Origin of the sequence: Pseudoalteromonas sp. OANN1 (assembly GCF_024124685.1) — a bacterium.
GTDB lineage: Bacteria > Pseudomonadota > Gammaproteobacteria > Enterobacterales > Alteromonadaceae > Pseudoalteromonas > Pseudoalteromonas piscicida.
In genome coordinates, this window is the sequence record NZ_JAMXSE010000019.1 from 29484 (window position 1) to 53712 (window position 24229).

The 24229-nt window shown below is 43.1% G+C and carries 26 protein-coding genes; 9 read left to right on the top strand and 17 right to left on the bottom strand.

From position 1 onward, the window contains the following. Positions 1-88: 88 nt before the first annotated feature. Positions 89-502 carry a VOC family protein gene (locus NH462_RS15495; RefSeq protein WP_253106477.1) on the bottom strand — a complete coding sequence of 138 codons (414 nt, stop codon included), beginning with the start codon at positions 500-502 and terminating at the stop codon, positions 89-91. 166 nt (positions 503-668) lie between these two features. On the opposite strand from NH462_RS15495, the gene NH462_RS15500 reads away from it, so the two are divergent. The 4 genes from NH462_RS15500 to NH462_RS15515 all read left to right on the top strand — a co-directional run bounded on the left by NH462_RS15500 (position 669) and on the right by NH462_RS15515 (position 6760). Beyond that, the gene (locus tag NH462_RS15500) at positions 669-2687 is read left to right on the top strand and encodes a S9 family peptidase (RefSeq protein WP_253106479.1); all 2019 of its coding nucleotides are present in this window, start codon (positions 669-671) and stop codon (positions 2685-2687) included. A gap of 102 nt (positions 2688-2789) precedes the next feature. Then, complete coding sequence (locus NH462_RS15505; protein ID WP_253106482.1) at positions 2790-3563, top strand: class I SAM-dependent methyltransferase; 774 nt, start codon at positions 2790-2792, stop codon at positions 3561-3563. A gap of 327 nt (positions 3564-3890) precedes the next feature. After that, positions 3891-6113, top strand: a complete 2223-nt coding sequence (gene katG / locus NH462_RS15510; RefSeq protein WP_253106487.1) for a catalase/peroxidase HPI — start codon at positions 3891-3893, stop codon at positions 6111-6113. Between the two features lie 233 nt (positions 6114-6346). Next, complete coding sequence (locus NH462_RS15515) at positions 6347-6760, top strand: hypothetical protein (RefSeq protein WP_010375706.1); 414 nt, start codon at positions 6347-6349, stop codon at positions 6758-6760. Positions 6761-6992: 232 nt separating this feature from the next. Here NH462_RS15515 and NH462_RS15520 read toward each other — a convergent pair whose 3' ends face one another. Continuing rightward, positions 6993-8105 carry a VarG family subclass B1-like metallo-beta-lactamase gene (locus NH462_RS15520; protein ID WP_253106489.1) on the bottom strand — a complete coding sequence of 371 codons (1113 nt, stop codon included), beginning with the start codon at positions 8103-8105 and terminating at the stop codon, positions 6993-6995. A 111-nt stretch (positions 8106-8216) separates the two neighbouring features. On the opposite strand from NH462_RS15520, the gene NH462_RS15525 reads away from it, so the two are divergent. After that, on the top strand, positions 8217-9149 hold the full coding sequence (locus NH462_RS15525; RefSeq protein ID WP_017218744.1) for a LysR family transcriptional regulator: 933 nt from the start codon (positions 8217-8219) through the stop codon (positions 9147-9149). A 67-nt stretch (positions 9150-9216) separates the two neighbouring features. Here the strand turns inward: NH462_RS15525 and NH462_RS15530 are convergent, their stop codons facing one another. The 5 genes from NH462_RS15530 to NH462_RS15550 form a co-directional block, all read right to left on the bottom strand. Then, positions 9217-9675, bottom strand: a complete 459-nt coding sequence (locus NH462_RS15530) for a hypothetical protein (RefSeq protein WP_253106490.1) — start codon at positions 9673-9675, stop codon at positions 9217-9219. 111 nt (positions 9676-9786) lie between these two features. Further along, the gene (locus NH462_RS15535) at positions 9787-10635 is read right to left on the bottom strand and encodes a lipase chaperone (RefSeq protein WP_253106491.1); all 849 of its coding nucleotides are present in this window, start codon (positions 10633-10635) and stop codon (positions 9787-9789) included. Beyond that, the gene (locus NH462_RS15540; protein ID WP_010375696.1) at positions 10632-11549 is read right to left on the bottom strand and encodes a triacylglycerol lipase; all 918 of its coding nucleotides are present in this window, start codon (positions 11547-11549) and stop codon (positions 10632-10634) included. The genes NH462_RS15535 and NH462_RS15540 overlap by 4 nt, the downstream gene beginning before the upstream one ends. Before the next feature lie 219 nt (positions 11550-11768). Beyond that, positions 11769-12731: a phosphatidylinositol transfer protein gene (locus tag NH462_RS15545; protein ID WP_253106492.1), complete on the bottom strand. Its 963-nt coding sequence runs from the start codon at positions 12729-12731 to the stop codon at positions 11769-11771. Positions 12732-13088: 357 nt separating this feature from the next. After that, entirely contained in the window at positions 13089-14144 is a 1056-nt protein-coding gene (locus NH462_RS15550) for a nitronate monooxygenase (protein WP_290442450.1), read from the bottom strand. Between the two features lie 143 nt (positions 14145-14287). Between NH462_RS15550 and NH462_RS15555 the strand changes: the two genes are divergently transcribed. Together NH462_RS15555 and NH462_RS15560 are read left to right on the top strand one after the other, a co-directional pair. After that, positions 14288-14731 carry a GNAT family N-acetyltransferase gene (locus NH462_RS15555; RefSeq protein ID WP_010375690.1) on the top strand — a complete coding sequence of 148 codons (444 nt, stop codon included), beginning with the start codon at positions 14288-14290 and terminating at the stop codon, positions 14729-14731. Between the two features lie 92 nt (positions 14732-14823). Beyond that, positions 14824-15339 (top strand): hypothetical protein, encoded by a 516-nt coding sequence (locus tag NH462_RS15560; protein WP_253106498.1) that lies wholly within the window; start codon positions 14824-14826, stop codon positions 15337-15339. Positions 15340-15709: 370 nt separating this feature from the next. Here the strand turns inward: NH462_RS15560 and NH462_RS15565 are convergent, their stop codons facing one another. The 9 genes from NH462_RS15565 to NH462_RS15605 form a co-directional block, all read right to left on the bottom strand. Beyond that, a complete protein-coding gene (locus NH462_RS15565) occupies positions 15710-15916 on the bottom strand; it encodes an EF-hand domain-containing protein (RefSeq protein WP_010375685.1) in 207 nt (68 codons plus the stop codon). A gap of 9 nt (positions 15917-15925) precedes the next feature. Then, on the bottom strand, positions 15926-16147 hold the full coding sequence (locus NH462_RS15570; protein WP_253106502.1) for a crotonobetainyl-CoA--carnitine CoA-transferase: 222 nt from the start codon (positions 16145-16147) through the stop codon (positions 15926-15928). A gap of 49 nt (positions 16148-16196) precedes the next feature. Beyond that, on the bottom strand, positions 16197-16418 hold the full coding sequence (locus NH462_RS15575) for an EF-hand domain-containing protein (RefSeq protein ID WP_010375683.1): 222 nt from the start codon (positions 16416-16418) through the stop codon (positions 16197-16199). Between the two features lie 50 nt (positions 16419-16468). After that, complete coding sequence (locus NH462_RS15580) at positions 16469-16690, bottom strand: calmodulin (protein ID WP_010375682.1); 222 nt, start codon at positions 16688-16690, stop codon at positions 16469-16471. A gap of 68 nt (positions 16691-16758) precedes the next feature. Further along, positions 16759-16980, bottom strand: coding sequence for an EF-hand domain-containing protein (locus NH462_RS15585; RefSeq protein WP_010375681.1), 222 nt, complete (start codon positions 16978-16980; stop codon positions 16759-16761). 87 nt (positions 16981-17067) lie between these two features. Then, entirely contained in the window at positions 17068-17289 is a 222-nt protein-coding gene (locus tag NH462_RS15590) for a calmodulin (RefSeq protein WP_010375680.1), read from the bottom strand. A gap of 58 nt (positions 17290-17347) precedes the next feature. Then, positions 17348-17569, bottom strand: a complete 222-nt coding sequence (locus NH462_RS15595) for a calmodulin (protein WP_017218756.1) — start codon at positions 17567-17569, stop codon at positions 17348-17350. Positions 17570-18143: 574 nt separating this feature from the next. Continuing rightward, positions 18144-18515: an SH3 domain-containing protein gene (locus tag NH462_RS15600; RefSeq protein WP_253106504.1), complete on the bottom strand. Its 372-nt coding sequence runs from the start codon at positions 18513-18515 to the stop codon at positions 18144-18146. Positions 18516-18533: 18 nt separating this feature from the next. Beyond that, complete coding sequence (locus NH462_RS15605; RefSeq protein WP_253106505.1) at positions 18534-19460, bottom strand: hypothetical protein; 927 nt, start codon at positions 19458-19460, stop codon at positions 18534-18536. Between the two features lie 172 nt (positions 19461-19632). Between NH462_RS15605 and NH462_RS15610 the strand changes: the two genes are divergently transcribed. After that, positions 19633-20451, top strand: a complete 819-nt coding sequence (locus tag NH462_RS15610; protein ID WP_253106507.1) for a hypothetical protein — start codon at positions 19633-19635, stop codon at positions 20449-20451. A gap of 60 nt (positions 20452-20511) precedes the next feature. Here NH462_RS15610 and NH462_RS15615 read toward each other — a convergent pair whose 3' ends face one another. Then, positions 20512-21237 (bottom strand): YebC/PmpR family DNA-binding transcriptional regulator, encoded by a 726-nt coding sequence (locus NH462_RS15615; protein WP_010375669.1) that lies wholly within the window; start codon positions 21235-21237, stop codon positions 20512-20514. Positions 21238-21434: 197 nt separating this feature from the next. Between NH462_RS15615 and NH462_RS15620 the strand changes: the two genes are divergently transcribed. Then, the gene (locus NH462_RS15620) at positions 21435-24179 is read left to right on the top strand and encodes a methyl-accepting chemotaxis protein (protein ID WP_253106508.1); all 2745 of its coding nucleotides are present in this window, start codon (positions 21435-21437) and stop codon (positions 24177-24179) included. Positions 24180-24229 lie beyond the last annotated feature (50 nt).

The following is a 24229-nucleotide window of genomic DNA, read 5'->3' on the forward strand; positions in this document are numbered from 1 at the left end:
AAACTAATAATAGCCGCAAGGAGCAGTAAGCGCCTTCGTGGCTATTTTCTATATAAACTCTCGACTATCTGTATGCTCTATTTGGTCTTCAATCACTATTACGCTCAGAAGGCAGATCACTCATATATTCCACAAACTCAATTTCGTATCCGGCTGGATCAATAAAGTAAACGTTTTTTCGGTGTGGATGCTGCACTCCGACTTTATCGACCGCATAACCTGCCTCGGTTAACCTATTAACGACACGCTCGATACTTTGAACTACATAGGCAAAATGTGCCAAGCCGACTTGGTGACCTTCGAGTGCTCTATTTTGACCCTCACCGTGATCGCTAAACGCTATATAATGATAGTCATCGCCAAAATGCAGCCATGTTCGTGCTTTGCCGTACCACTCGCCTTGCCCTTTGCTTCTAACTTCCCAGTGAGGAAATGCGGCGCGATAAAAGTGAAGAACTTCTTCTAGGTCGCTAACTACCAAATTTACGTGTTCTAAGTACATATCATCCTCTTATTTATAAGTTCCGCTGACTGCTGGCAACGATAAAACCGCAAGCTAAGTTGAGGTAAAGCACTTTTTTATGGATTTTTAATTTGTTCACCGCAAAGAGTTGATTAAGCTGCAATATGGCGCATAGTGGAAATGATAATTAGAAACAGGATGAGTCATGAAATACTTTCTAGCAGGCGTCGCGATTGCAAGCTCAGCTTGCGCTGTGCAAGCCGCACCTCTTGAGCCAAACGATATATTTAATCTTGAATATGCTAATCAAATTAACATCACCAATGACGGTGACAAAGTCTTCTTCGTGCGCAACCGCATGGATATCAAAAGTGATAGAAAAGTCGGTAATATTTGGTCCGTAGACCTTGCTACCAACGCAATGCAGCCAGTTACCTCTGGATTGCACATGGATTATTCTCCAGTGCTGTCGCCTAGTAATGATCGCATCGCTTTTGTTTCTACTCGCGACGGTAGTAGCCAAATTTATGTGAAATGGTTAGCAACTGGAGCCATTGCCAAGATCAGCAATTTAGCCCACGGACCATCGGGACTGCATTGGTCCCCAGATGGTAAAAGCCTATACTTTAGCCAGTTTGTTCCCAGCCAAAAGGCACCACCGGTATCTGTTGCTGGGAAACCCAAAGGAGCAGAATGGGCAAAGCCACCCGTATTTATCGATGAGGTATATTATCGCGCCGACGGTGCTGGTTATACCGAACCGGGCTTTAATCATATTTTCAAAATTGACGCCAACGGTGGCAACGCAAAACAGTTAACCTCAGGCAACTTTGATCATGGCGGCGAACTGAGTTTTGCTGATGACGCAAAGGCGCTGTATTTTTCAGCTAATCGCCACAAGGATAACCAGTTAAACCCAACTAACAGTGAAATCTATAAGCTAGACCTAAACTCGCTTGAAATCACAGCGGTAACTGACCGAGTTGGCCCAGATAATCACCCAGAGGTGTCACCTAATGGCCACTATCTGGCTTACCTTGGTTATGATGATAAAAAAACTAATTACGAGAACAGCCTACTCTATATCAAAGATCTCAAATCAGGCGAAACCAAAACCTATGCAGCCGATTTAGATAGAAGCCTTGCCTCTATCACTTGGGCCGCCAACAGCCGTGGCGTCTATGTAAGTTACGACAGTGAAGGGAAAACCACACTTGGCTACCAGCCGTTAAAAGGGCGTTTTGAGCAGATAACGGATGCCATTGGTAGTGTTAGTTTTGGTCGCCCCTATTCAGGTGGTGACTATGCCATCAGTGACCGTGGATTAGTAGCTTTTACACTCGCAGATACCCAGCGCCCTGCCGATGTTGCAATCGTAAAACGCGGCGAGCCAAGACCAATTACAAAGCTTAACGAAGATGCACTTGGCGATAAAACACTGGCAAAAGTTGAAGAAGTTTGGCTAAAGTCGAAACATGATCAACTGCCAATTCAAGCTTGGGTCGCCTACCCTCCCGGGTTCGATAAATCTAAAAAGTATCCGCTCGTACTTGAGATCCACGGTGGCCCAGTTGCAAACTACGGCCCACATTTTAGCGCCGAAGTACAACTTTTTGCCGCCCAAGGCAGCGTGGTGCTTTACATGAATCCACGGGGCAGCGATTCCTACGGCAAAGAGTTTGCCCAAACTATCCACCACAACTACCCAAGTCATGACTTTGATGACCTAATGACAGGTGTGGATCATCTGATCGGCGAAGGTTATATAGACAAAGACCGCTTGTTTGTTACGGGCGGTTCAGGTGGTGGCGTACTCACCGCGTGGACGGTCGGTCACACGGATAGATTCGCAGCAGCAGTCGTAGCAAAGCCGGTGATCAACTGGTATAGCTTTGTATTAACAGCAGATTTCTATCCATTTTTTGCGGACTACTGGTTCCCAGGAAAACCATGGGAGCACATGGAACATTATATGAAACGCTCACCTATTAGCTATGTCGGTAATGTAAAAACTCCAACGATGCTACTGACAGGTGAAGCGGATTATCGTACGCCAATCTCAGAAACTGAGCAGTATTATCAAGCGCTTAAGCTACAAGGTGTAGAAACAGCTATGGTCAGAATTCCAGATGCCTCACACGGAATTACCAAAAGGCCATCCAACCTGCTAAACAAAGTGGCTTATATTCAGTGGTGGTTCGACAAACACGATCCGAAGAAATAAACGGGATCCCAACTAAGCCGGGGCAGTCTTGCCTCGGTTTATTTACTAATTTATCTAACTTGTTTATTGTTAAAGAAAATCCACAAAAATAGGGAATTCAATATGGATTATGTCTCTCTCAATCGTGCGGCATGGGAAGAACGAGCCAAGGCACATTTTGACTCTGAGTTTTATGACGTCAATCGCTTTTTGCAAGGTACCTCTTCGCTCAATCCCATTGAATGTGAGCTACTTGGTGATGTATCAGGCAAGAGTCTGCTTCACCTACAATGTCACTTCGGCTTAGATAGCCTATCATTCGCAAGGCTGGGGGCTAAGGTAACTGGTGTCGACTTTTCGACAGAAGCCATAACCCGAGCAAATACATTGGCTCAACAAACTGGGCTTAATGCCAGTTTTATCTGTCTGGATATCGCGCAATTTGGGCTTGAGAATACCACACGATTCGACATTGTCTTTGCATCCTATGGCACCATCTGCTGGTTGCAAGATTTATCTCAATGGGCTGCCACTATTGCCTGTGCATTGAAGCCCGGCGGTCAGTTTTGTTTCGTGGAGTTTCACCCAAGTATTGACCTTCATTTGGGTTACCCTTATTTCCCACAAACTCAGCCGGATATTAGCGAAGAATCAACCTATACTGAGAACCACCAAGATAGCAAACAAACCATTGCGACTTGGCCACACTCAATCGCCGAAGTGATGCAGTCCTTAATGCAAGCAGGTCTTACAATTACCCACTTCGATGAGCACCCTTTCAGTCCATATAACTGCTTTGAAGGTTTAGAGGCGGTGTCTGGACAAGGCTTTCAATTATTGAATAAAGGGCATCAAGTACCATTGCTATTTTCAATATTGGCGAATAAAGCGGAGTAGAACTCACTACTCCGACATCTTTATTTTATATCCAATACAATCACGAGACTTTTTTGCACAATCTTTGCGCACCTAGCTAGCTACCAAAATTCAATATGATCTTACAAGCTTTCTGTTTTAAGCTAATTATTGCAAAATACTAAATTAAAGTTTTACTTCAAAAATATTCCCGCTATAGGAAAAATATAATATCTTGATAAATATCATTTTTTATCGATTTATTTTTCCGAACATACCAATTTGTTTTTCTGGATTTTCTCTTTTTAATTTGTGAACTAAAGTTTAACACGCAGTTTGAGACACACTTTAATTACGAGGGAAAACCCCATGAATAGAAAATCTAGAACGATGTTGTCTGCCGTAGCGCTCGCAGTAACAACAACGCTATCAGCCCCGAGCTTTGCTGCAATGAGTGAAGCAAAAACCAACCAATTTTGGTGGCCAGAACAACTAAACCTAAGCCCATTAAGACAACACAGCCCAGAATCCAACCCTTACGGCGCAAACTTTGATTATGCAGCTGAATTCAATAAATTAGATCTTAAGCAAGTCAAAAAAGACATTGAGCAAACACTCACCAATTCACAAGACTGGTGGCCTGCCGACTGGGGACATTATGGTCCGTTTATGATCCGTATGGCATGGCATAGCGCTGGGGTCTATCGTGTACACGATGGCCGTGGTGGCTCGGCTGGTGGCCAACAACGTTTCGATCCGTTAAACAGCTGGCCTGATAATGCAAACTTAGACAAAGCAAGACGATTATTATGGCCGATTAAACAAAAGTACGGTCGTAGCCTATCGTGGGCAGACCTAATGGTCTTAGCGGGCAACGTTGCGCTTGAGTCAATGGGCTTTAAGACCTTTGGTTTCGCCGGTGGCCGTCAAGACGATTGGGAGCCAGATTTAGTTTATTGGGGTCCAGAAGATGCTTTCTTAAAAGACGAGCGTCGTGACAAGAAAGGCAAACTAAAGGGCCCATTAGCAGCCGTTGAAATGGGACTTATTTATGTCAACCCTGAAGGCCCACACGGTAAACCAGATCCATTACTTGCCGCGAAAGACATTCGCATGTCATTTGGTCGCATGGCCATGAACGACGAAGAAGTGGTCGCTCTTATCGCGGGTGGTCACACCTTTGGTAAAGCACATGGCGCGAAAAAGCCATCTGATTGTGTGGGTAAAGAACCAGCCGCTGCAGAGATTGAAGCACAAGGCCTAGGCTGGAAAAATAAATGCGGCACGGGTAAAGGTGCAGACACCACAACAAGTGGTTTAGAAGGTGCTTGGACGGTCACACCAACTCAGTGGTCAACCAATTATCTCGACAACCTAATGAACTTCAATTGGGTAATGACAAAAAGCCCAGCTGGTGCGACCCAGTGGATCCCAGATAACAAAGCTGCGGCAAACCTAGTACCAGACGCCCACATTGAAGGTAAACGCCATGCACCGATAATGTTCACCACAGATTTGGCATTAAAATTTGACCCTGAATATCGCAAGATCATTGAACGCTTCCGCAAAGATCCAAAGCAATATGAATTGGCGTTCGCGAAGGCTTGGTTCAAATTGACTCACCGTGATATGGGTCCAAGAGCCCGTTATGTAGGTTCGGAAGTACCGAGCGAAGTACTTACTTGGCAAGATCCAATTCCAAAAGCAGACTATAAGATGATTGATAGTAAGGACATAAATGCCCTGAAAAAATCAATCTTGAACTCAGGTCTAACAAAGCAAGAACTGATCAGAACAGCATGGTCGGCAGCATCTAGCCACCGTGTTACTGATATGCGTGGTGGTGCTAACGGTGGCCGTTTACGCCTTGAGCCTCAGATAAGTTGGGAGATAAACAACCCTGACGAGGTAAACAAAGTGCTAGCTACATTGACGGACATTCAAACCCGCTTTAATAAGCGCGCTGGCAAAAAAGCAGTCTCTATTGCCGACTTGATTGTGTTAGGTGGTTCTGCAGCAGTTGAAAAAGCTGCAAACGACGCAGGCTACAAAGTAAATGTAGCGTTTAAACCAGGCCGTACCGATGCCTCACAAGCACAAACGGACGTCTTATCATTTAGCTACCTTGAGCCAAAGGCAGACGCGTTCCGTAACTATTACAGTGATGAGGCGTTTATGTCACCAACTGAAATGTTAGTAGACAAAGCCAATATGCTGGACCTATCTGTACCTGAGATGACAGTACTATTAGGCGGCCTACGTAGCTTAGACGCAAACTACAAAGGTGCAGAGCACGGTGTATTTACTGACAAACCAGGTCAGTTGAGCAACGACTTCTTTGTTAACCTGCTAGATATGTCGACTAAATGGTCAAAGGTAGAAGGTCAAGAAGGCCTATACGAAGGCCGTGACCGTAAAACTGGAGAGATAAAATGGACGGCAACACCAGTTGATTTAATCTTTGGTTCTAACTCTGAGCTTCGCGCAATTACCGAAGTCTATGCATCGGACGATGCCAAACAGAAGTTTGTAGACGATTTTATCGCCGCTTGGGTGAAGGTAATGCAACTAGACCGCTTTGACTTAAAATAAACCAATTAAGTAGAGCAAACAGGGCCTAATTTCGGCCCTGTTTTTTATTCGTGCTGCAAACCTTTCAAGGTCAAAGTCAGCTCTCAGATTATAAAGGTTTGATTTGTACTGCTGCCACGGCTATGCGCTAGGCAAAGTTAGTAAGTGGTTAGTAAACAATTCCTTCTATCAAACTCTAGTTTTCAAGGTCTCTGCCGATAACAGTTCACCTGCAGTAAACCAATTAATTTTGTATGAACACCTCTCCTAAAGTTAGTACTTTATCAACGCAAAACAGCGAATATAAAATTGAAGCAAATAAAGTAGGATACAAATTAACTTCAACTGAGCTAAATAGGCTTTCTGGCCGTGAAGCAACAGAAAAAGCTGAACAAGATAAAAGAAGTGAGTTACCAAGTCATATTCAAAAAATGGTTGAGCAGTTAGAAAAGCTTAAAGAACTTTTAGAACAGGCAAAGAAGCAACTTGAAAAGTTAAAAGCTCAAACAAACCAAGATGACGAAACTCTCAAAGCACAAATAGAATTGCAACATCAAATGGTAGCTCAGTTACAAATGCAAATGATGACCCTAAGTAAAGAGATCGGGGAAGCAATGAAAGAGGCTGATATCAGCGACCCGGGAGTTTTACTGTCAGTGCTAATCTGAACTGGTACAGCAAATATGGATGATAGTTTATCTGGCCGACCTTGAAATAGTTGGCTTTATACAATAGTTAAAGAGCCAATTCTCCAATGGCTGGTGGTAAATAGATTTTATGTGCGCTTATTTTATTCAGTTTTTAGTTTGTTACAAACGTGGATGTCAATTCAGCTAGGTTCTTCAATTTAGTTGGTGCAGAAAAAATCGGCGCTTAGCGCGCCGTGTGACCGGAGTGAACTTAATGATCGATCATATCTGCTAAAATTATGGCTGCGTGGGTTTCCACCACACCTGAATCAAAACCATACATATGCCCATATTTGTTCGCTAGTTCGGAATGCACATTGTTGACGATCTCTTCTTGCCAGCGTTTGAACCAGATGAAGTGGTTGCCGTCACTAAAAATTGGGGTGTAGGGTGCAACTTCTAATTGTTTACCGACTTCAGTTCTAACATCAGCAATGTATTCCAGCAGATCTTTTACGTCCTTTTTTGAGCCTATATTGCCATGACCGCCGTTAATAAAGTTCCAGTGCTTACTGAGGGGTTTCCTCAGAAGATTTTGTAGATCCACTTCGTAACCATGGAAATCTTCCGCTCCCGCGAAATTGTAAAACGGCAGCTGATCAGGGTTAATCATGTCGGCGAAATGCAGCACGCGATCGCTTGGAATTAGAATCATCGTGTTATCCGGTGTATGACCAGAACCTTCTGGTGCCATCATCTTCAGCCTTATTGAGCCAAATTTGACCGTTCTAGCTCTTTTCAAATCGTACACTTCATTTGGTGCTGGAACTTTAGGGGTTCTTACACCGTTTTCGTCCAATTCTGCGTGGAGGTTGATCTTGTCAGCAACGGTTTGACTAGCGATAACACGGACATGCCCCACCCTTGGATAATTTTTCTTAATTAAGTCAATTAGTTGATTACCTCCTCCGACATGATCTAGGTGATAATGAGAATACATAATAGCAGTGATCGGCTTATTGGTGATGGATTGAATACCTCGAAAAAGCGCATCAATACGGCCATCACCAAGAGGGTCAATCAGCAACACCGAGTCTTTGGACACCACAACGGTAGCATTGTAGTAATTTACTCCGATCCAGTAGGTATTTTTACCCAATTTTTGCACCGTGAATTTACTGTCATCAAACTGGCGTTCATAAAGGTTATTGATTTTTTGGCCGATTTTCAGCGAGTGCTTTGTTGATGGTTCGACTTCGGTTTGAACCGTTTCACCAGGGAATAAAATCGCGTGCTGGTTATTATGGTCATGGCCTTTCGCACTGACATTAAAAGCAAACACTGCAGCAGCAATAGGGGTTAAAGCTAAGGTGGATAGTTTCATTTTTCTCTCCTCAATAAGATGAAAAAAAGATAAAACAAAAACAAACATATCAAAAATGCATGTTTGTTATAGTATGTAGATCATTTACGCATAATTTTATACGGTGATGGTATGGGTGTACCTGAGTTAAATCTACGTAGTATTGACTTAAATCTGTTAACGATCTTAGAGAAGGTGTTGATCCACAAGCATATTAGTCAAGCCGCTCAAGCATTAAACATGAGCCAGCCAGCAGTGAGCCGAGCCCTGATGCGCTTGCGTAAGCAATTTGCTGATCCATTATTGGTAAAGGTGAAAAATGAGTACCGTTTAACTGCAAAAGGTGAGCGCCTTCGTAGCGAACTCGAGCTATCACTTACTACTATTCGTCATATGTTGGTGGATGACGAGTTTGATCCCCTGCAATACTCAGGCGTATTCACTATAGGGGCGCTGGATTTCGAAATGATGATGATAGTGCCGAAATTGTTAGCGCGTTTTCAACAGCGTGCTCCAAATTTGAAATTACAAATTGTGTCTTACAACTCGTTTATACCGCTTCATGACTACTTGGAAAAGGTGGCGGATTTACTACTGTACTCCACGGATGAGACACCCACCAACGTATTTAAACAGCGCTTATTTAATGATAATTATGCCATAGTAATGTGTTGTCAGCATAAATGGGCTCATCAGCCTATGACGTTAACCCGTTATTGCCAGAGCCGACATCTCATCATTTCTGGTAATGGCTTGTGCAAAACGGATATGGATCATGAGCTGAAAAGGTTGGATGCTCAGCGGGAAGTAGTGGCATCTTTACCACATTTTTCGATGGTGCCGGAGTTATTGATTAACACGGATCTGATTGCCACATTACCAAAACGTCTGGTCACTCATTTAAGTAGACGTTATGACATCACGGTGGCCGATTTACCGTTTCACACTGCCGATTTTCAAGTTGAACAATTTTGGCATCTCATTCATCACAATAGTCCAATCCACCAGTGGGTGAGGCAGGAAATAAAAAGCTTGGTGGATGAAGAAATCGGTGAAGCGGTGTAAGTCCACTCAATTGAATCGCCTTTTCACTCGGTCTCCTAACTGAGCATTAGCTCTTTCGACAGTTCTGTTATTGCACAGCGCTTCGCACAGTTAGACACCCAGAGTTCTTTTTAGGCAGTGCAGCAAAGATAATCCGAGATACGAACTTATCCGTCACCACATCGCTTTGCGCTTTATCGCTACTGTTATAGAGATGCAATTGATTATCTTCAACGAAATAAAATCCCAATTGGTTTAATCGTGCCGCCCATCGGTATCCCGATGCTAAATCACATTTTATATAAGCACTTAACTCTCGATATTGCATTTGCTGATCACCGCCCCACAGCAACTGATAAGGCACATTTGCACGCTGTAAAGCCCCTTGCCAAAATCGTGATAAGCGCTGATTTCTATCTTTACAAAATACCTTTCCATGTGGATTCCAAAGGCTCAAAATAGCGCCCCGTGTATCAAAGCGGATTGGCTGTATTGGTTGAAAATATACTTGTAAATAAAGCTGCCACAGGTTTGGTTCAATTTTCATGTTTTACTGCTTCTTTGATTGTATTGACCAGTTATCAAGATGGGCTCATGGCTGCAGGTTTGGCTGCTCCACGTAATCGGCCTATACATCTTATCAATAACTAAAAAATTATCACTTAACCAATACAGCAACTCGCTTTTGCTCATTCTCCGTAAAGGTTTGTTTGAGTAGTGACTCGACTTTTTCTTTTGCGATTTGGCTATCACCAAGCTCGGCTAGAATATTTTGTTTTTGCAGCATAAAGCTTTGTAGTTTTTGCTGCCAATGCTGTTGTTGCTTCTGGACTTCAAGTATACGCGTTGCGGCTTCATCACCGTACTCAGCACTTAGTTCGTTATAGTGTTTTTGCTGCCAATTTGCGTTTAGGGTGTGTAACTGGCCTGAGGTTTGAAATAACACTTGTTCGCGCTTTGGGAGCCCACTGATATGCGTTTCAATTAATTGCTGTTTTTGCGACTCAGATATAGATGCGTCTGACAAAATTTGCCAGCGACTCAAAGCTTGCGTATCCGACGCATTATCATCTTCAAACCAAACTGCTATCACTTCATCCGTGAAAAATTGCCGCTGCAGTGCGTGTAGTAGCTCAACACGTTCTTGTAGATTAAGATGCGCATCCACATCAATTAAGGCCTGCTTAAATTGCACGTAGAGACCAGCAACTTCGTGAAGGCATTGTGGCAATAAATCCAGATAAGCTTGCCACTGCTCGGCTTGGTTATGGTTTTGTAGCTCAAAAAGCCAATCGTCGATTTGGTACTTATGCTGTTTATTAATGGTCTCACAATGTACGCTTACAGATGCACTCCTTGTGGGTTGTGGGACCTTATGCGCATCATTTTGCTGCTCAGATAACTCCGCGAACCGGGGAACATGACGCGGCGTCTCTTGCTGTTCACTCTCGATATAAACCAGCGACAGCATAGTCAAAATGATTAGCAAAAAGTCCCACTTTTTCATAGCGCCAGACCTTTTAAGCGGCGAATATGCTGGCGATAAACGGTTAATGGGTCTGTTTCGAACAAGTGATGAATACCAATGGTGTGGTTTACCTGATCTAAATGGTTCATTTTGAATTGGTTATTGATCACCTGACCTAAATTACTAGAACAAGCTGATACTAGGCCGTCGTTGGCCTCATCAAAAACTTGAGAGAACAGTGCAAGTGCGTTGTCAGCAGGGTCAAATACGTTGGTCCACGCTTTGCTGCCACTCCATGAAAAATAATGCACGCCATTGCTCGCTAGACTTTGCGTTTCGCCACAATAATGGCTTGGCACACCCTCAGGGTATTTTTGGTTAAATGCTAATGTGCCAGCCGTGGTCAAAGCGCCTAGCGCTTCGAGTGCGTCTTTTGGTGCGGTTGCTTTACCAGATAACAAATCAATCAACCCCGCAAGGCCGTTAGCAAGCGACGCTAAAAACTGCTCCGAAAATGAACCACTGTCTACTCCACCGCGAACAACATCAGCAAAACGGCTACCCCAGTTTACGCCACCAATACTAGTCGCTGAGGCCACCCACTCAGGTTTAACTGAAGCAACGTAGCGAATAGTTTGCGCGCCTTGGCTGTGACCAATTAAATTAACTTTGTCTTTCCCCGTTAATGCTCGAACCAACGCAACTTGCTCTAGTAGTTGCTCACCACGCAATTCTGAATTATGGGCTGATGATACTTCTGCAACATAAACCTGCCCACCTTCCTCATGGATCACTTGTGGTACGCGATAAAAATAATCTACTCCGAGCAGATTATCAAAGCCAAACAGACCGTGAACTAATACCACGGGATACTCTAATTCCTCACCGCTGTGGGCGGGAGAGGTAACGACCGATAGCAACCCAAGCAGGGCGCTGAGAATTAACCTTTTCATGTACTTGCTCCAATTATTACAATTTAGTAACAAATAAACTTTAGATTACAATGGTCAGAGGTCAAGCCAGAATAGTGTGAAAAATGAAATTTTGATGAATGTTACGTAAACAAAAGTAAATAATGGCAGCGTAAGTTAGTACACAGGATTCCCCAAAAGAAGCCAAAATACGGCTCCTTTTGCGAATTTCTAAAAATTAGGATCAATCGAGGGGAAGGTCTACAAGCAATCAGCGTGAGGATAAGTTGTGAGCTCACCTAAATGCACTTGGTAACTATTGCCGGTAATTGCTGTGGTACCGTAATGCCCAGCATCAGAACCAATAGTAAACGCCTCTGAAGCTGGGATCCCCGCTTTGATAAAGGCTTCAGCATCTGTTTTAGCATTACCATAAGCACGAACGACATCAATACCCTGCGCTTTTAAGCGATTAATTTCCGCAGTTTTATACTCTGCCGTTTTAAACAAACTGGTTTCATTACTGAGTGATGTGCGTAGAAAGCCTTGCGGTAAGCCCATCCAATTTAACCAACCGCGTGTCCCTTTAGCATACCAATACACTCTGGCTGTCAAAAATACGGGTTGATAGCCCAAATCAAGATAGTGGCGAACTAAATCATAAGCGCCATCTTTGGGGTCGGCATGATCTATTCCGGTATAGTCGCCAATTTGCTCGGCATCGGATTCGGTCAATGTGCCATCGATGTCAAACAGGACCGCTTGAGTGCCTGGCTCAACAACCGTGACATAACCTTGTGCACCAGTGCCATCAGCTGGTACGCCTGCGTATATACGATACTGACCCGCCGATAACTCAGGCAAGGTGATAAACGCCTTGCCATCGCCATTGGTGGTTTGCTCACCAAGATATTGCCAATTTGTGTCCGACTCAGCACGGTAGTAAAACTCCACCGACTCGAATTCCAAGTCTTTATGAGTGATGCTACCGTAGTCAAATTTAGCAGTGATCTGAGTTGTAGCACCGGCAGCGGTTACTTGATCGTGTACCATATGGTAACTCGGCAGCCAAGATAAGTATTTGTTAAATGAGCTAGAAAAGCTACGCTTGACCATATTAGGTGCTGCATAATGGGTTTCTAGTGCGGTAATACTTGGGCAAGTAGGGGTTGCCAGCGAAGAAAAAGAAGCGAATAACGCGGCTGTTAAAATAGAATGTCTCATGCACGACTCCGTGTTTATTATTGTCATAACGAATACGTCACCCAAGCAAATAATCGATTTACGTAGGTAACAAAGAGCAAGGCACAACAGAGTTGGCCTTGTCATAAAACGCTAGAGCATAAACTCGAAATGTGTCAAATTTGTTAACTAAAGTTTCTTATTTAACCTGAGGTTTGGATAAGGAATGTTCCAACTCATTGTTGCTAAAGCACAACTTAGTTTTCTCCTTGTCTAGCCAGAGAGTTTTAGGGAAAACAAGGCGAATTTACGCACCAATAGCTGGCTATTGGAAGTGAATTCAACGCAGTTAGCGCTAAAACTGGCTGCTAGAAAGGCATTAATTATCCGCAGCTCAGGTTATTTAACATTCCATAGATGTTCTACCATCTCTTGTGTACTGACTTCCATGCAACCTTGGCGGTTAACGCCTGCCCAAAGGGGGCTAAAATCGCCGCATCCTTGCTTTTCAGCAGCAGCGCGCAATGGCGTCAAAGCAGCTGATGCATATGGAAAAGTCGGTACGTCTTCGTTAATGAAGTTAAGATCTATCATTAGCCGATTTTCAATCCCACGGGCAGGGCGACCAGAAAACACATTGGTCACGGCAGACGGCTCAGCCAGTGATTTAAGTGCATCACGATGTACCAAAGAGGTGCTAGCTTCATCACATAGTAAGAAGCAAGTGCCTATTTGTGTTCCACATGCACCCAGTTCATGCATCATAGTAACATCATGATGAGAAGCAATCCCCCCGGCAGCCACTACAGGAACCGATAGCGCATCAGCGAGGATAGTTACCAATTGACGAGTATGTAGTTGAGACTCAAGCTTTGTCTCTGTGAAGGTTGCCCTATGCCCACCCGCTTCAATCCCTTGTGCTATTACGATGTCTGCACCATTTTCAGCTAACCATATCCCCTCTTCTAAGGTCGTTGCGGAAGATAAAATAGTCGTCCCCCACGATTTTACGAACTCGACCAATTCAGTATCAGGAAGCCCAAAATGAAAACTGATCACGGGAGGTTTATAAGGCGCGATGGCCTCAGCCATTTCCCTATCAAATGGGCGTCTTAAGATCCCCATGTCATCGCTAGGTGTTAACTCCAGCTCATCGTAATATGAAGCAAGCTTTTTCTTCCACTTGTCTTGTTGATAAGGGTCAAGTTCCGGCATTTCATGGCAAAAAAAGTTAAGATTATATGGGCCTGAAGCATGTACTTTAAAATGCTCAATTTCAGCAACGACCTGCTCTTTACTCAGCATCCCACAAGGAATTGAACCGAGTATTCCGGCATTTGTTGCTGCAGCCGCTAAGCGCCAATTTTGCACACCCGCCATTGGCGCTTGGATCATAGGAATAGAGATATTAAGTAATGTGGTAAGCTGCATCACAAGGTCCTTGTTTTTGGGCAAAACGACATAAAGCCGAAAGTGCTTTCCAGTGTGAGGAAGAAGCGCTTAACGGTCAATGATTGTGCGGCTAATAAAGCAAACTTTCTCTTGCCAAAACAACCATGTTTGAAATAGTGTTTCTATAACAATACAAGGACGCCGTGATGAATATCTCTCTAAGAGCCATTGATAAACACAACTACGAAGCCATTTGCGATTTAGATGTCAGCCCTGAGCAGCAAGATTTGGTAGCCTGCAACATGTTTTCCATCGTAGAATCAAAATTTAATGATGGCTACACCACGCGCGCAATTTATCACGATGATGAAGCTGTTGGGATGCTAATGTGGGTACAAGAGAGTATAGAGCGCATCTCCATTTGGCGCTTTATGGTTGATCAGCAATGTCAGCAACAAGGGATTGGGCGTAAAGCGCTCACCCTCGCACTCAAAGAAATCAAGCTGACACCAAACCTTACCACCATAGAAATCTGTTATGTACCGAGCAACCCCGTTGCAAAATCGTTTTACGCGAGCTTTGGCTTTGAAGAAATTAGAATCAATGAAGATGATGGTGAAATGCTTGCTGTGATCAAACTGCCTCTCTAACAAGTTGTAATCTCCAGTAATTTGCGCAATTGGAAGCGTAGGTTAAACTCACTAAGAATGAAGTACGGTTGTTCAAGGGAAGTAGAGTTAACATGCACGAGCATACAAAACGCATTTGTGATTTTCTCACCGAAATTCAGCTACCTTTTCGATTTCATGAAGTCGAGGAAAATACATTTTTACCTGGTCTAAAAACGGTAAAAGGTACACTTTATATCGATAACGAGAAATTGCTATACCCCGGTGATATATTGCACGAAGCCGGCCATATCGCCGTATGTGAGCCGATATTCCGCGACCAACTCCATGAAGACGTGTATAAAAATGGTCTCAAAAATGGCCGAGAAAAACAAGCCATGCAAGGGGAAGAAATGGCCGCCATTGCTTGGTCGGTTGCTGCCATCCAATATATTGGTTTGCCTTTAGAGGTCGTATTACATAAGGATGGCTATAAAGGCGCTAGCGCTAGCTTCGTAATTGCTTTTAAGGAAGGGAAAGGGTTTGGCTACCCATTACTCAATGCATGGGATATGACTTGCCCAAAACAAGGCTTTCCTAAAATGCAGAAATGGATCAGGGATCATCCCTGGATTAATGAATTAAGTTAATCCCTTCCCTATCCAAACCTTAAGTTATCTAGGGCCTGTTGACCTTTTCTGTTTGATTTTTGTTCTCCTGAGTGTGTTTTGATCGCGACGCTCGACTTGTCCGCCTAGTAATCTAGGCAAAAGTTGAGCAACAATGAACAAAGCGCACTCAGGGGAACCCAAAGGGCAGCGCTTGATTGGCATTTCTACTGTGTTATCGCCTAGCTTACATAGAATAACTATGCTACGCAGGCTCTGCCTTGTATAAATACCAATCAAACTGCTGCAAAAACAAACTTGAAAGGTCAGCAGGCCCTAGCAGCTCGAAATAAAAAAAGCCCGACTACAAAGTCGAGCTTGGGGAGGCGTGGCGCTTTGGATTGCCACTTGCTTACTGATTAAATTCTTTCTCAGACAGTTTGCCATCTCCGTCGCTGTCTAGCTTATCAAAGATTGAAGCAAGAGATTCTGACAGTGACGCTTCGCTTTTAGAGATAAAACCATCTTTGTCTAAATCAAAATCGTTAAATTCTGCTGCCATTGCTGAGCCGGCAAAAAGTACTGTGGCGGCTGTAATTGCTGTTGCTAACTTTTTCATTGTGACCTCCTAGCCTTTAAAGTTAGAGAATTCAGAAGCGCTTAGCTGACCATTTTTGTCTGCATCTAGCTTCTCGAACTGACCAAGTAATGTTGATGATACTGATGCTTCTTGCAGGCTGATCTGCCCGTCTTTATCCTTGTCTACATCTTGAAATGATAAGGTTGCTGCCAGTGCCATCGTACTCACCAATACACCTATGGTAGTTGCACATACCGTTCTAAGTTTCATAGCCATTCTCCTCACTATGCCCGTCTCTCATTGCGGCTCTAGTCGCAAATTAACCTTTAAAGTTAGAGAACTCAGTTTCGTTTAGTTCTCCGTCAGCGTTTACATCTAGGTCTTTAAACTGCTCAATAAGCGCTGTATTTACTTTTGCTTCGCTCATGCTAATAGCACCGTTGCCATCTGTGTCATAGCTTGCGAAATCTTCACCAGCGATAGTATTTGCTGAAGCTAATGTTAAACCCGTGATTGATAGTGCGATAAGTACATTTTTCATCATTTTGCTCCTAAAATTTCCTAAATATGATTTGCTTCTGGACGGCTTGATTAGCCCTGGAAGTTTGCGAATTCAGACTCGCTTAACTCACCGTCGGCATTGCTGTCTAGTTGCGTAAATTGCTCTGCAAGCGACTGATTTACTTTTGCCTCAGTCATGCTGATGGTGCCGTTACCGTCAGTATCATATTTAGTGAAATCTTCACCAGCTAATGCAGAAGCTGAAGCGAATGTTAAACCTGCAATTGAAAGTGCTGCTAATACGTTTTTCATGATAGTCCAATCCTTCTGTCGTTTTCGTAATGGTGTTAAAGGCAGTGGGCGCTAAGCCCACCTAGCAATTAACCTTCGTAGTTCGCGTACTCAGATTTGCTTAGCTCGCCATCGGCGTTCGTGTCTAAGTCTGCAAACTGTTCAGTTAACGAAGTGCTTACGCTTGCTTCAGTAACGCTGATTGAACCGTTGCCATCAGTATCTAGTTTTTCGAAATCGCCACCAGCAAATGCTGATGCTGAAACCATTGATAAACCTGCGATAGATAGTGCTGCTAGTACGTTTTTCATAATCTAATCCTTCAATTGTGTCATTTTGTTCTGATGAGCTAGGCATGCGGCCCAGCTCTTTAACTCATTATTAAATCCAGTGCCAAATTAGCCTTCGTAATTTGCGTATTCAGACTTGCTTAGTTCGCCATCGGCATTAGCGTCTAAATCCGCGAACTGCTCGCTCAATGACGCGCTTACGCTCGCTTCAGTTACACTGATTGAACCATTGCCATCAGTATCCAATTTTGCGAAGTCATCACCAGCGAGTGCTGACGCTGAAACCATTGATAAACCTGCGATTGATAGTGCTGCTAATACGTTTTTCATAATCTTTTCCTTAAATTGGGGTATTTTTAAATTTTGCTATTATGTCGTCGGCTTGTGATTAGCCTTCAAAGTTATCAAACTCAGACTGGCTTAATTGGCCGTCTTGGTCGGCGTCAAGATCTTTAAACTGCGCCATTAAATTTGGATTCGCTTTTGATTCACCTAGTGAGATGTAACCATCTCCATCAACATCGTATTTATCAAACTCAGAGTCTGCGTGAGCACCTACTGATGCGAAAGAAAGTACAGCTGCTGATAGTGCGATTGCTAAAGTTTTCATAATCAGTTCCTCTCATATTTCTAAACTTGTCGTTTCTGCTTCTCTACGTTGGTTTGTGTTGAAGCGAATGTTTTTTGCTTTCGAGGTAACTATTCCAACTTTGATGCCAAAGTTTAAAAGTAATTAAGAATCAACGAGTTAAAAACAAAGGGAGATTTCCATTAAGGATGGATTCAGTGAGATTGTTGCCATTTAGCAACAGGTGACTTCGAGACAAAATAAAAATATATTTATTTTCAATAAGTTAAGGTGTCGCATAAAAGCAACACCATAAAAAATTAGGATTTGAGTGCAGCCCAAAGCGGTTAAGTTTCATGCGACAATCATTCACATTCGGTATTGAGCAGAGCCGCCAGAAAAAATTTTTATAAAAATATCGAAAATTTTTTCTTATATTTTCTAAGAGACCAGCAAAAAAATAAAACCAATTAAAAATCAAAAACTTAAACCCCACACCCATCTTGAGGTAATTGCTATAAAAGTGACAGAGTGAGCGGGGAAACTGGCGAAAAACACAAGTATTTTAAAAAAGTAGTAAAGAAAAGAGAGGAGTGTTGCTAAAAAGCAACACATACTAAATTTGCGTTAGATTACGAAGCGGTACCCAACCTTGCAGCTCTGACTTTTTACTTGAGCACCACACCCAACCATTGAGTTGGTTATGCCCCAATAAGCGTTCACCTTGAACTACCGATAGTTCCTGAGCGGTATAGTCCATTAATGCGATACCTTGTTTGGGATTGACTAAGCGAAACACTTGAGCAGGTACCCAACCAGACACTTGCTCCTCAGTTTCACAGAAAAACCAATTGTCCCACCCCTCTTCGCCCTCATATTCTTCACCAACGGCCAATCTGGCGCCTTGTTTAAACGTGATGGGGGTCGGAAACTCATTGATATGTTCCTTGATTACTCGATATTCGATATCTAACTGCTTATTTTCCAAGTTTTAACTCCATGTACATCAACCATTAGACTGGCGTTTTAGCTCTTCCAGCATACGCTCATCGCCCATCAAGTTTTTGAGGATGGCTTTAACCTTAGGATCCGATGCATTTTCATAGAGAGACAGCAAATCTTGTGCGATCCTTTGTTGCTGCTTTGGATCGGCACCTGACTGGAAGTACTGTGACATCAATCCTTCTGCGGCGAGACTTTTCACGTAATCATTAGGCTCTTGCTCTAACATTTTCACAAACGATTGTGACAAACGCTCATCAACGATAGGTGTACGCGACACAAGCTCAAGCGCCTGTAGCCTCAACTTTTCATCACTCATGTTATGCGTCATATTGAGGATAGATTCTACAGCTTGATAATCATATTGCTCTAATTCATTGCGATTTAGCATAAACATGTTCATTTGCAGCTGACTCATTGCAGCTAAACGTTCTGCCGCCGGCAAACTGTTATTTAGAATTTTCTGTTTTAAATCGTTGCTGATTTGACTTGCGTACTCAGGATCAGTTTTGATCCGCATTTCGTAGTCTTCGGGTAAGTCTTCATAAAAGCCATAAATGGGGTTTTCTGCTTTCATCTCGTCAATTTTCTGCTGCTCACGCTTTTCTATCAAGGAGAAGATTAAAGACTCAAACTCATCCGGCGCTTGCTCAGAAAGTAAATCAGACTTTTCCATCGACAATGCCTTTAACCTCGTTTCAAGTTTATTGATCCGAGCCATTAACTTAGCAACTTGTTCAGACTCGTCAGTTGAAATCTGAGTGCTCTGCGTATACTGAGTTGCATTATAGTGAGGCTGTTGAGCTGAGCTCTGATATACGTGCGTTGCCACAGGAGAGGTTGCTAATTTGGTTTGAATGACATTAAACCCAGAAAAAGCCAATGCAAGAACTGAGCATGAAAGCGCTATATTGAGTTTAAGATTAGACATGAACGAGTTACCCTTATAAAAAGTAGCAATGTAATAGATCTGCAAGACAAATACTGTAAATGATTGTACTGTAAATTGATACAGCAAGAGGCAATTACGCAGATAATTATTACACTTTGCATAAGGTGAAAAAACGAGCCTCTAAACAGCTTGCCATAATTGCCAACAAGGAATGACTGTGAATAATATACTGCAAACCGTCCACTATAAACCTATCACATTGCTTTTGCTTGGCATTGCGACCGTGACGTCTTTGCTTGGCAGCAGCCTACTTTGGCAAAGTCACCAAGCCTTATTTCAATGGGTTTTACCATCAGTCTCACTACTTCTTGTGTTGCGATTAGGGTGGCATGTTCGTAAAACCAGCTTGGCTACTAGTCCCAGTACTTTACACAAAGACATAAAACTCTGTTGGATAGCACTGCTCTTATGTACTGGCGGAGATATCGTCAACTTCAATCTCTTTGAGCTTTATCATCGTCAAGATCAAACCATAAAGCATGACTACTTGATCGACTCTATTTGGTTTTTTGCCTTTGGTTATGGGCTTTTACTCGGACTGCTTATTCGGTTTTTAAGGCGAGAATTTGCATTAACATTAGCAACCGCGACCGTATTGGTTGTGGTGTCTATTGCGTTATCGTCGCTTAGCTATCAAATGATGTACCTACCCACGATAAGCCAATACTCCCTGCTGTTGAGCGCAAGTTATAGCTTATTAGTGACCTTGCTCGGTGTTTTTGGTTTTTGGCTTATGATTCAAAACCTTAAACTCAACGAAAAAACCAACTACGCAGTTGCCAGCGGCTTTATTCTAGCAATGCTAGCGGATGCTATTATCGGTCAATTTTGGCTGTTCGCAAACCAAGGGGATGGCTACTTTCCTATTGCAAGGCACGTTAATTGGGTCATCTATATTGGCTCGCAAACGCTACTATTATTGTTTCCTATTGCCATGATAAAAACTAATGTTGCTACACACAAGGCATAGACAATAAAAAGGCCGAACGATGTCGGCCTTAACTATTTGTGCGCTATATCGATAAACGACTTATCTTTTGACAATCGCATTGTGGTAAACGTTTTGTACGTCATCCACATCTTCAAGCATGTTGATTAGCTTTTCGAATGTCTCGATTGCTTCTGGATCTTCGATTTCTACGTGAGTTTGCGGCACCCAAGTGATTTCGTCTACCTCAAACGTGATCCCTTCAAACGCTTCTGTCAGTGCTGTTTTCGCCTTGAAGTATTCAGTGTGAGGTGCGAAAACAGAAACTTGGCCGTCTTCAACTTCTACGTCAGTAACATCAACATCAGCCATCATTAGCGCTTCCAAAACTGACTCGTCGTCATCACCTGCAAATCCTAAGATTGCAAAGTGGTCAAACATATGCGCCACACAACCTGGGTTACCTAAGTTTGAACCAGTTTTGGTAAACGGTAAGCGAACATCTTTGATAGTACGGTTCATGTTGTCTGTTAAACAGTCAACGATGATCATGCTGTTACCTGGACCGTAACCCTCATAACGCGCTGGCGTGTAATCTTCACCTGCACCGCCTGCCGCTTTTTCGATTGCTTTATCAATAACGTGTGCAGGAACTTGATCTTTCTTTGCCTTGTCGATTAAACGACGTAGTGACAAGTTCGTTTCAGGATCTGCGCCGCCATTTTTAGCAACAACGTAAATCTCTTTTCCGTATTTTGAGTTTACTTTTGTTTTTGCCGCCGCCGTTTTTGCCATGGCGTTTTTGCGGACTTCAAATGCTCTGCCCATCTTAATGCTCGTTTTTATAAAAATTGGCGAAGATTTTACCAAGACATTTGAGTTACGGCTATACCCTTATTATCCGTGATGGTAATTTGCTTTAAGTCGCACAATTATATGTTTGTTTTGCGGCTATTTTGTGGCGGACCTAAGCAACTTTACTATAGTTAATATTGTTAAAATTTACCGCTACAGGTGGCTTATATATGATCACGTTTGGCTTGGGAAAAGCAAAAAAGCAAGATGGACAAGATACAGCGTTATTTCAACTCTTTAAGGCAAAAACCCCTTACTTGGAAGTCGATTATCAAACAGATATTTGTCAAGTTAGTCCGGCCTTTACCCGCTTACTCGGATACCCAGTTACCCACGAGTTGAAATCTCTCGCTTTTATATGTCACACCTCAACCGATGCCGCCGCACTTAAGCGTGGGCTCGCTCAACTTGAGCACCAAGCACATGTAAAGATAGCGCTCTCTCTCAATACTGCAAATGACCACAAACCGAAGAAGTTGTTACTGGAGCTATCACGTACTCAAGAAGGCAGAATTTTAGTTATTGCGACTGACATCAGTGATTACCTCACCACCATTGCCAACATGAGTGCAAATTTACAAGCTTTATCAGCGTCCTTTGCGATTATCGAATTCGACATGCACGGTAAAGTGCTGAGCGCGAATGACAACTTTTTGTCCGTTATGGGTTACAGCCTAGAGGAAATACAAGGCAAGCATCACAGTCTGTTTGTTAAGGATGACTACGCAGCCAGTGAGGAGTATCAAGCATTTTGGCAACGCCTAAACAATGGCGAATTTTTTGAAGGTGAATTCGCAAGGCAAACAAAATCAGGCAAAACGATATGGATCCAAGCCACTTACAATCCTATTTTTGACGAACAGAATAGGCCCATTAAAGTCGTAAAATATGCCTCAGATATCACCGCACAAAAATCAAAAGCTGCTGATTTTCAAGGGCAAGTTGATGCCATCAAACAAACTCAAGCCGTTATTGAGTTTGACCCTTACGGCAACATAAAGACTGCAAACACGCTATTTTTAAATGCGGTTGGTTACACATTAAGTGAAATACAAGGCCAACACCATCGACTATTTGTGGCACAAGAAGACGCTGAGAGCAGCGAATATCAAGACTTTTGGCATGCTTTACGACAAGGTAAGCATCAATCAGGTGAGTTTAAACGCCTAACCAAATCAGGAAACACTCTGTGGATCCAAGCAACCTATACTCCCATCTATGACGAAAATGGCCAGTTAGGCAAAATCGTCAAATATGCCTCGGATATTACTCAAGCAAAACTGGCGTCTTTCGACTTTGCCGGACAACTCAAAGCCATCAACCGCTCGCAAGCCGTTATCGAGTTTGATTTGCAAGGTAATATTTTAAAAGCAAATGAAAACTTCCTGTCTGTCATGGGCTACAAGAAAGAAGAAATCATTGGCAAGCATCACAGCATGTTCGTCGACAGCTTTTACGCGCAAAGCAGTGAATACAAAACATTCTGGCAGCGTTTAAAACAAGGCCAATTTGAAACAGGCGAGTTTCAACGCAGAGGGAAAGGTGACAAAGAAATTTGGATTCATGCCACCTACAACCCAATTTTAGATGAGCAAGGGAAACCGCTAAAAGTCGTGAAATTTGCGACAGATATTACCGAACAAAAAGCCATTGCTGCTGATTTTGATGGTCAGCTTCAAGCCATTCGTAAATCACAAGCCGTCATTGAGTTTGCAATGGATGGTACTATTTTATGGGCCAACGAGTCATTCCTAGATACGATGGGGTACTCACTTGACGAAATCAAAGGTAAACATCACCGTATTTTTGCTACACACGAACAAGCCACTAGTTCTGAATACCAGCAATTTTGGCAAAAGCTCAATCGAGGTGAGTTCGACTCAGGGCAATACTTAAGATTGGCAAAACAAGGTCGAGAGGTATGGATCCAGGCGTCTTATAACCCTATCCTCGATCAACAAGGCCGTCCCTTTAAAGTCGTTAAATATGCAACGGATATCACAGAACAAAAACAAGCGGTTGAACATATTAAAGATGCAATCTTGGCAATGGAACAAGGTGATTTAAGACATAGGATCACCCACCACATAGGTGGCGAGTTCTCGGTGCTGCAACAAGCAATGAACGGCTTATTCGATAAATTAAGCGACTTAGTTAACACCATAAACAGCGGTGCAGAGCAAGTGTTTGATGTGGCTAAACAAATCGCGAATAACAACGAAGAACTCAATAGCCGCATTGAAAATCAAGCGGCGAGCTTGGAAGAAACCGCCGCCACTATGGAAGAGCTTACCGCTACGGTTAAAAAGAATGCGAGTAGCGCGAGCAATGCCGCAGAGAAAGCGACTATTGTTAGAGAAAAAGCACACTCGGGTAAAGCATCGATTGATGATGCCATTACCGCAGTAGGTAAAATCGAATCTTACAGCACGAAAATCTCTGACATTATCAGCGTCATTGACGAAATCGCTTTCCAAACCAACCTCTTAGCCCTCAATGCTTCCGTTGAAGCAGCGCGGGCTGGTGAGGCTGGACGCGGATTTGCCGTGGTTGCCGGAGAGGTGAGAAACCTTGCTCAACGTAGCGCATCAGCGGCTCGTGAAATCAAAGCATTGATCAAAAATAGCGTTGATGCTGTGGCGCAAGGCAGCAAACTTGTATACGAGTCTGGTACTACTTTCGATGAGCTAATGCAATCAATTGCCGAGGTGAGCAAAATGGTGGCTGACATAGATAACGCTGGGAAAGAGCAAGCTGAAGGGATAGCTGCGGTTTCCACCACCATCGCGCAAATGGATAATATTACTCAGCAGAACGTTACTCTGGTTGAAACAACATCTCGTTCAGGTAGAAATATGGAAAATCAAGCCAAACTACTTACCGATCAAGTTGCATTTTTTCAACTAGATGAATAGTTAAGGACGCACAATCTATACAACCACATACAAGTAATTTACCGCAATAC